The 7,962-nt window shown below is 49.5% G+C and carries 7 protein-coding genes; 5 read left to right on the forward strand and 2 right to left on the reverse strand.

Annotated elements, in window-relative coordinates; translation table 11 throughout:
- Positions 1-266: 266 nt before the first annotated feature.
- From dnaK to F8562_RS17105, 4 genes are all read left to right on the forward strand, one after another.
- On the forward strand, positions 267-2,183 hold the full coding sequence (gene dnaK, locus F8562_RS17090) for a molecular chaperone DnaK (RefSeq protein ID WP_004128758.1): 1,917 nt from the start codon (positions 267-269) through the stop codon (positions 2,181-2,183).
- A gap of 87 nt (positions 2,184-2,270) precedes the next feature.
- Positions 2,271-3,407: a molecular chaperone DnaJ gene (gene dnaJ / locus F8562_RS17095; protein WP_014837364.1), complete on the forward strand. Its 1,137-nt coding sequence runs from the start codon at positions 2,271-2,273 to the stop codon at positions 3,405-3,407.
- Between the two features lie 167 nt (positions 3,408-3,574).
- Entirely contained in the window at positions 3,575-4,522 is a 948-nt protein-coding gene (locus F8562_RS17100) for a LysR family transcriptional regulator (RefSeq protein WP_042933979.1), read from the forward strand.
- A 124-nt stretch (positions 4,523-4,646) separates the two neighbouring features.
- Positions 4,647-4,994, forward strand: a complete 348-nt coding sequence (locus F8562_RS17105; RefSeq protein WP_014227856.1) for a phage holin family protein — start codon at positions 4,647-4,649, stop codon at positions 4,992-4,994.
- 77 nt (positions 4,995-5,071) lie between these two features.
- Here F8562_RS17105 and F8562_RS17110 read toward each other — a convergent pair whose 3' ends face one another.
- Entirely contained in the window at positions 5,072-5,605 is a 534-nt protein-coding gene (locus tag F8562_RS17110; RefSeq protein ID WP_014227857.1) for a glycoside hydrolase family 108 protein, read from the reverse strand.
- Positions 5,606-5,621: 16 nt separating this feature from the next.
- Positions 5,622-6,065, reverse strand: coding sequence for a winged helix-turn-helix domain-containing protein (locus tag F8562_RS17115; RefSeq protein ID WP_014227858.1), 444 nt, complete (start codon positions 6,063-6,065; stop codon positions 5,622-5,624).
- Between the two features lie 385 nt (positions 6,066-6,450).
- On the opposite strand from F8562_RS17115, the gene F8562_RS17120 reads away from it, so the two are divergent.
- On the forward strand, positions 6,451-7,962 hold a 1,512-nt coding region (locus tag F8562_RS17120), incomplete at its 3' end, for a glycoside hydrolase family 18 protein (RefSeq protein WP_151891927.1).

Consider the following 7,962-nt stretch of genomic DNA (forward strand, 5'->3'; position numbering starts at 1 on the left):
TAATTATTATTGTTAATTATGTTTTGTGCGTTTTTAGGCCCGCTTTCCGGACCGCTTATGAGGCCTGCTCGCCACCCGACGGCGCGGGCAGGGCAAAAATTTTTTTGTATCCCCCCTTGATGCCGCGGTGGGCGACCCCATCTTGTAGTCAACCGCAGTGAATGAACCTGAAAAAAAATGATGTCTGGGTAGTTGAAACCGCACGTTTCGCCCTTATTACAGGTTCACAACCACATGTTGACTGAATTTTTAGTGGAGACGTTTAGATGGGTAAAATTATTGGTATCGACCTGGGTACTACCAACTCTTGTGTAGCGATTATGGATGGCACTACTGCACGCGTGCTGGAGAACGCCGAAGGCGATCGCACCACGCCTTCTATCATTGCCTATACCCAGGATGGTGAAACTCTGGTTGGTCAGCCGGCTAAACGTCAGGCAGTGACAAACCCGCAAAATACCCTGTTTGCGATTAAACGCCTGATTGGCCGCCGCTTCCAGGACGAAGAAGTCCAGCGTGACGTTTCTATCATGCCGTACAAAATCGTTGCCGCAGACAATGGCGACGCATGGCTTGATGTGAAAGGCACCAAAACCGCACCGCCGCAGATCTCTGCCGAAGTGCTGAAGAAAATGAAGAAAACGGCTGAAGATTACCTGGGTGAACCGGTAACTGAAGCGGTTATCACCGTACCTGCTTACTTTAACGATGCTCAGCGTCAGGCAACCAAAGACGCCGGCCGTATTGCAGGTCTGGAAGTCAAACGTATCATCAACGAACCGACTGCCGCTGCGCTGGCTTACGGTCTGGATAAAGAAGTCGGCAACCGCACTATCGCGGTGTACGACCTCGGTGGTGGTACCTTCGATATCTCCATTATCGAAATCGACGAAGTTGACGGCGAAAAGACCTTCGAAGTTCTGGCGACCAACGGTGATACCCATCTGGGCGGTGAAGACTTCGATACCCGTCTGATCAACTACCTCGTTGACGAGTTTAAGAAAGATCAGGGCATTGACCTGCGTAACGACCCGCTGGCGATGCAGCGCCTGAAAGAAGCCGCTGAGAAAGCGAAGATTGAACTCTCTTCCGCTCAGCAGACCGACGTGAATCTGCCGTACATCACCGCAGATGCCACCGGTCCGAAACATATGAACATCAAAGTGACCCGTGCGAAACTGGAAAGCCTGGTAGAAGATCTGGTTAACCGTTCCATCGAGCCGCTGAAAGTTGCTCTGCAGGATGCTGGCCTGTCCGTATCCGATATCCAGGACGTTATCCTGGTCGGCGGTCAGACCCGTATGCCGATGGTGCAGAAAAAAGTTGCTGAGTTCTTCGGTAAAGAGCCGCGTAAAGACGTTAACCCGGACGAAGCCGTTGCCATTGGCGCTGCTGTTCAGGGCGGCGTCCTGACGGGGGAAGTGAAAGACGTTCTGCTGCTGGACGTTACCCCGCTGTCTCTGGGTATCGAAACCATGGGCGGCGTGATGACTGCGCTGATCAATAAGAACACCACCATCCCGACCAAGCACAGCCAGGTGTTCTCAACTGCGGAAGACAACCAGTCTGCGGTAACCATCCATGTTATTCAGGGTGAGCGTAAACGCGCATCGGATAACAAATCTCTGGGTCAGTTCAACCTGGATGGTATCAACCCGGCACCGCGCGGTATGCCTCAGATCGAAGTGACTTTCGACATCGATGCTGACGGTATCCTGCATGTGTCCGCGAAAGACAAAAACAGCGGTAAAGAGCAGAAGATCACCATCAAAGCCTCTTCTGGTCTGAACGAAGAAGAAATTCAGAAAATGGTACGCGATGCTGAAGCTAACGCAGAAGCTGACCGTAAGTTTGAAGAACTGGTACAGACCCGTAACCAGGGTGACCACCTGCTGCACAGCACGCGTAAGCAGGTTGAGGAAGCAGGCGATAAACTGCCGGCTGACGATAAAACCGCTATCGAGTCTGCGCTGACTGCGCTGGAAACTTCGCTGAAAGGTGAAGATAAAGCCGATATTGAAGCGAAAATGCAGGCGCTGGCCCAGGCTTCCCAGAAGCTGATGGAAATCGCTCAGCAGCAGCACGCTCAGCAGCAGGCTGGCGGCGCTGACGCTTCCGAGAGCAACGCGAAGGACGACGATGTTGTTGACGCTGAGTTCGAAGAAGTGAAAGACAAAAAATAATCGCCCTTTGAACGGGTAAAACACTGGCACGGGCGAAGAGGTTTCCTCTCCGCCCGTGCACGCATGTTAAGGGGCTGAAAAACACCAATGGCAAAGCAAGACTATTACGAGATTTTAGGCGTTTCCAGAACAGCGGAAGAGCGTGAAATCAAAAAGGCGTATAAGCGCCTGGCCATGAAGTATCACCCGGACCGTAACCAGGGTGATAAAGAGGCTGAAGCTAAATTTAAAGAAATCAAAGAAGCGTATGAAATCCTGACCGATGCCCAGAAGCGTGCAGCCTACGATCAGTACGGTCACGCCGCGTTTGAGCAGGGCGGCATGGGTGGCGGCGGCGGTGGTTTTGGCGGCGGCGCGGATTTCAGCGATATCTTTGGCGATGTTTTCGGCGATATTTTTGGCGGCGGACGCGGTCGCCAGCGCGCAGCGCGCGGCTCGGACCTGCGCTATAACATGGATCTGACGCTCGAAGAAGCCGTTCGCGGCGTAACCAAAGAGATCCGTATCCCGACTCTGGAAGAGTGCGACGTTTGCCACGGCAGCGGAGCCAAAGCGGGTAGCCAGCCGCAGACTTGCCCAACCTGTCACGGTGCGGGCCAGGTCCAGATGCGCCAGGGTTTCTTCGCCGTTCAGCAGACCTGTCCGCATTGCCAGGGGCGCGGTACGCTGATTAAAGATCCGTGCAATAAATGCCACGGTCATGGTCGCGTTGAGAAAACCAAAACGCTGTCGGTTAAAATCCCGGCGGGCGTCGATACCGGCGACCGTATTCGTCTGGCAGGTGAAGGTGAAGCGGGCGAGCATGGCGCACCGGCTGGCGATCTGTATGTACAGGTTCAGGTTAAGCAGCACGCCATATTCGAGCGTGAAGGAAATAATCTGTACTGCGAAGTCCCGATTAACTTCACCATGGCCGCTCTCGGCGGAGAAATTGAGGTTCCGACGCTGGACGGTCGTGTAAATCTTAAAGTGCCGGGCGAGACGCAGACAGGTAAGCTGTTCCGGATGCGCGGTAAAGGCGTGAAATCCGTGCGCGGCGGTGCGCAGGGCGATCTGCTGTGCCGCGTGGTGGTTGAAACACCGGTTGGCCTTAACGATAAACAAAAGCAGCTGCTGAAAGATCTTCAGGAGAGCTTTGGTGGGCCAACGGGTGAGAAGAACAGTCCGCGCTCTAAAAGTTTCTTCGATGGCGTGAAGAAGTTTTTCGATGATTTGACGCGCTAATTGCTATTCATTTCCTGACTTTCTTCAAGCCTGGGCCTTCGTGCCCAGGCTTTTTTCTATCAGGCTTCTACACTATTTAAATTAACCTATTATTTATCAGGGCTAACAATTGATTTATTTTGAGTATTATCTATATTGCTTTTTTCATTTTTAGAGGCCTACAGCGGATGGGATCGAAAGGTGCCAATAAGGATTTTGATTATAATTTAATCAAGACTCTTGACGCTGTTATTTCGGCTGGAAATGCTGCTAAAGCAGCCAAAAAACTTGGAATTACCCCTTCTGCCGTGTCATTGGCGCTCCGCCGTTTACAAGGGTATTATCAGGAAGAGTTGTTTGTTCGTGGTAAGGATGGTCTGTTACCTACCGCGAAGGCGATTGAAATCTATCAAAATTTCCGTCAGGTGATGGAATTGGTAGAGAGCACATTTATTTCCGACAAAAAAGATAACGCTGACGCCAGGATGACTATTTTAGGCGGAGATATCGTTGAGACTTACTACCTCTCTCAGCTTTATGCAGACGATATCTTTGAGCGCGTGTTACTTAATCATTATTCATCACGAAACCTTTCCCGCGAGGTGCTGGCTGATTTACTACTCACTGCGGAATGCGATCTTCTGATTAGCAGCGAGCCGTTGAATATCCCGGGAATTGATAATCAGCTTATCGACAGCTTCAGGAGCTTTGTTTGCATTTTCGCCAGCAACCATATCCTGAGTACCTTACCTCATATCTCATTACATCATTTCTATTTTTCTCGTCACGCGATGTATCAACTGGGTAGGTATTCACCGATGATTATAAATGATAAAGGCCTTTTTAAAGATAATTTTTATTATAAAGGATCGCGCATTATCGGCTATCGCAGCGATTCACTCAATGGGATGTTAAGTATGATTGAACGCACCTCATTAATCGCATTAATGCCGTTAAAGCTGGCACTTTTTTATAAAAATCAGCGCAAATATGATATTAAGTTTGTTCAGCCGCCACCTGAACTTACGTTCAAATCTATACAGATTTATGCATCATGGGACAAAAATAGTAAAAATATATCCATCATTAACGAAGTTGTCTCCCGGTTACACACGCTGTCATCATTTCGTCGCTGAGGAGTATCTTTTCAAACACTATATCAAATATGGTTTGGTTTGATACTCTTTGATTATTTTAAAATAGTCAACCTACCTACACTCTGGTGGTGCCTTTTTATATGAGTTAATCAAGGAGTGTACTATGTCTATTCCCAACCATCTCGAAACCACGGAAGTCGTTTTGCTGGAAGTCGAAATATTGTTCACCATTATTGCTACCGGCGCCTGGGGGGGATTTGTTAGCTATCTTATCCGCCGTGATAGGCAAGAGGGTGACGATCATTCCCATAAGGGAATCATGCACTGTTTGACCCAGGTGGTGGTTTCCTGTTTTACCAGTTTTTTGCTCAGCGCTGTAGCGATTGAAAAAGAGCTTAGTTTTAATATGGTGCTACTCGCCGCCGGTCTTGGCGGAGTATTCGCAGGGCCGATTTTAAAAATTCTTGGCGAGAAAATTAAAAAAGCGCTGGATGACGCAAAAATACATTAACTACATATTTAATGTATATAGATCATGATAAAAGGCTCATCCCTGAGTCTTTTATTAGCTATAATTAAATAATCGTGTTATTTGACTCTGGCTTTCATCCAGCCAAAAATGAACTCTTCATTTTGTCTATTTTTTTCAGTGATATCCAGGTAGTAGGCGCCCTGGCTACAGTTGAGCGCTTTGACTAATACCTCCTCCCCCTGCTTACCCCGTAAGGTCAGAAAATGCTTGAGGGCCGCGAGCGTTCGGGGGCCAATCTTGCCATCGGTTTTGATATCCTGGTAGCTTCTTTCTTCCCGATTTAGTGCATTTAGCCAGCGCTGTAGCCACACGCAGGGATAGTGGGGGCCAATATTGACTGCGGCATCGCAGAGTTCAAAGGAAATGGGCCAGGAGAGTGTTGATATCTGCTCGAAGCCGGGTTTAATCCAATAATCTTCTTCGAGAATAGAAAATGCTTCAGTTCGCGTCAGGTTGATCATCTCACCGGTATAACCATGGGCCCGGGCTGTCGCCTCAGTGATTCCCCAGTTGGTTGCACCACCTTTATCTTTCGGGTTCAGGCTGTAACCACCTTCCATCGCCAAAATGCCATCAATGATTGGGTTCATTTTTTCTCTCCTTGAATTAATGAATATGCAAATACATCACTGTACCGAGGGTGACAGAAAAGACCGTGGTTAATGCTGCCAGCGTCTTTCTGAAAACCTGTCGTTTGTTTTCTTTCTTCTTGCTTTCCATTGCTTTAATAGGGATCTCTTTATTAACTTGAATGCCTTGTCTTGGGATGGTGATAAAGAGATCGTTTATTCCAAGCGACTTCAGATCTCGTCTGATCAGGTAGAGTATTTGCGTTAAATTTGCATCATTGACAAAATGGCTACGACTTCCCCATAACTCTGTGGTTATTTTTTGGCGCTCAATAATATCCATATCAGCATTTTCGATGATGAAGCTAAGACACTTCGCCCTCATTGCCGTCATTTTAATGACCTTTGAGTTGGAAGCGGTTCTCAGTTCATACTTTCCTTCATTATAAACGCAATTGTCGTTGATGAGATAAGTTTTCATATTGTCGTCCTTTAGATATGATCCTGTTTGCTTGCGTTAAATATATTGTACGAGAATTGTCTTAATCTATTACTTGTCATCCGTATTATTGTAATGTCATTTGATGGTGAGAGCTTAATCACATAATCTCATGTAAGTTAAATGATATTTAACTAGGTGATTAATGATATTTACTATGCTGCTGATGTTTTAATCCCGTTTTGATGAGATGCGTTTACCTGCTGATGAGCCGGAGATTATTACTATCATTTTAGCCTCATAAATTAGCGTGAAGTCTGTATCGAAAACGTGATGTTTTGTGATTAGCCATCGCCTCGTAAGGATTGGATTATTGGCCCGGCAGAACGAACTGCGACAATTTTTCAAACTTAAAAGGAAATTAAAAATGGCTACCAGCAAATTGATTCAAGGCGATACGCTGACCGAAACCAGCAACGCCGCAGACGGCTTTAACCCGGCAACAGAAGTGAGCGCATACAGCTATACCTCCGCTCGCGTCGCTAAACCGGTCTATAACAAATACAAAGCTTCCACCACCAAACCCAAAGTCTTCGGCTACTACACCGACTGGTCACAGTACGATGGTCGTCTGCAGGGCGATGATTCAAAAGATAACCGCGGTCGCGGCTACGACCTGGCCAACGTTTCTCCTACCGCCTACGACAAAATCATCGTCGGTTTCGTCGGCGTGACCGGCTTCCACAAAGTAGACAACCTGTGGCGCGACGTGGTTGCCGAAGGTGCCGATCAGTGCGGAAAAGTGAAGTACGAGCCCACCTTCCTCGACCCGTGGGGCGACTTCCAGTCTTACGTTAACGTTGGCCATACCGTCAGCGGCTGGGATGTCGATCCGAAGACCGTGACCCAGAGTAATACTAAGGGCCTGCTCGGCGGCCTGCGCGATCTGCAGGCCAAAGCGAAGCAGCAGGGCCACGACCTGGTGCTGTCCATGAGCATCGGCGGCTGGAGTATGAGTAACGGTTTCCATGAAACCGCCGCGTCTGACGCCTCGCGTAAGGTCTTTGCCAAAGGCGTGGTAAAACTATTCAAGCAGTTCCCGATGTTCAGCGAAGTGGACATTGACTGGGAATATCCGAACGCCGAAGGCGCTGGCAACCCGTACGGCCCGGAAGACGGCGAGAACTACGCCCTGCTGATTGGCGAACTGCGTAAGCAGCTGGACGCCGCAGGCCTGAGCAACGTCAAAATCTCCATTGCCAGCTCCGCAGTGGTCAAGACGCTCGGCTACTCCAACGTCAATGCGCTGCTGAAAGCGGGCCTTTACGGTATCAACGTCATGACCTATGACTTCTTCGGTACCCCGTGGGCGGAGAGCGTGACCCACCACACCAACCTGAAGGCGCTGGAAGAAGGCGGCTGGGGGGTGGATACCGTTGTCGGCCATCTGCTGTCCGAAGGCTTCCCGGCAGAGCGCATCAACATTGGTTACGCTGCCTACACCCGTAACGAGCGCAACGCGGAGCTGGAATCCCTGTCCCCGCTGAAAGGCACCTATAACCCGGGCACCGGTACCACCGTCGGCTCCTTCGAATCGGGTACCACCGAATGGTACGACATCATTTATAACTACCTGGATCTGGAAAACCAGAAAGGCCGTAACGGCTTCAACGTCTACACCGACAAGGTTGCCGACGCGGACTACCTCTACAACCCTGACAGCAAACTGTTCATGTCCCTGGATACGCCGCGCACGGTGAAAGCCAAGGGCGAATACGCCGCCAGCCTCGGCCTGGGCGCGCTGTTCACCTGGACAATCGACCAGGACAACGGCGTGCTGGTTAACGCCGCCCGTGAAGGTCTGGGCTATGAAATGGCGTCTGAAGTTATCGATATGGAGCCGTTCTATTTCGAAGGCATCAACGTCGACCCGGCGGAT

It is taken from the genome of Klebsiella sp. RCJ4 (genome assembly GCF_009025755.1).
Lineage (GTDB): Bacteria > Pseudomonadota > Gammaproteobacteria > Enterobacterales > Enterobacteriaceae > Klebsiella > Klebsiella michiganensis.

What these genes read in the sequence shown, in the direction of transcription:
- F8562_RS17105 (WP_014227856.1), top strand. Translation starts at nt 4,647, where the DNA reads ATGTCTATTCCCAACCATCTCGAAACCACGGAAGTCGTTTTGCTGGAA.
- F8562_RS17110 (WP_014227857.1), bottom strand. Translation starts at nt 5,605, where the DNA reads ATGAACCCAATCATTGATGGCATTTTGGCGATGGAAGGTGGTTACAGC.
- dnaK (WP_004128758.1), top strand. Translation starts at nt 267, where the DNA reads ATGGGTAAAATTATTGGTATCGACCTGGGTACTACCAACTCTTGTGTA.
- F8562_RS17100 (WP_042933979.1), top strand. Translation starts at nt 3,575, where the DNA reads ATGGGATCGAAAGGTGCCAATAAGGATTTTGATTATAATTTAATCAAG.
- F8562_RS17115 (WP_014227858.1), bottom strand. Translation starts at nt 6,065, where the DNA reads ATGAAAACTTATCTCATCAACGACAATTGCGTTTATAATGAAGGAAAG.
- dnaJ (WP_014837364.1), top strand. Translation starts at nt 2,271, where the DNA reads ATGGCAAAGCAAGACTATTACGAGATTTTAGGCGTTTCCAGAACAGCG.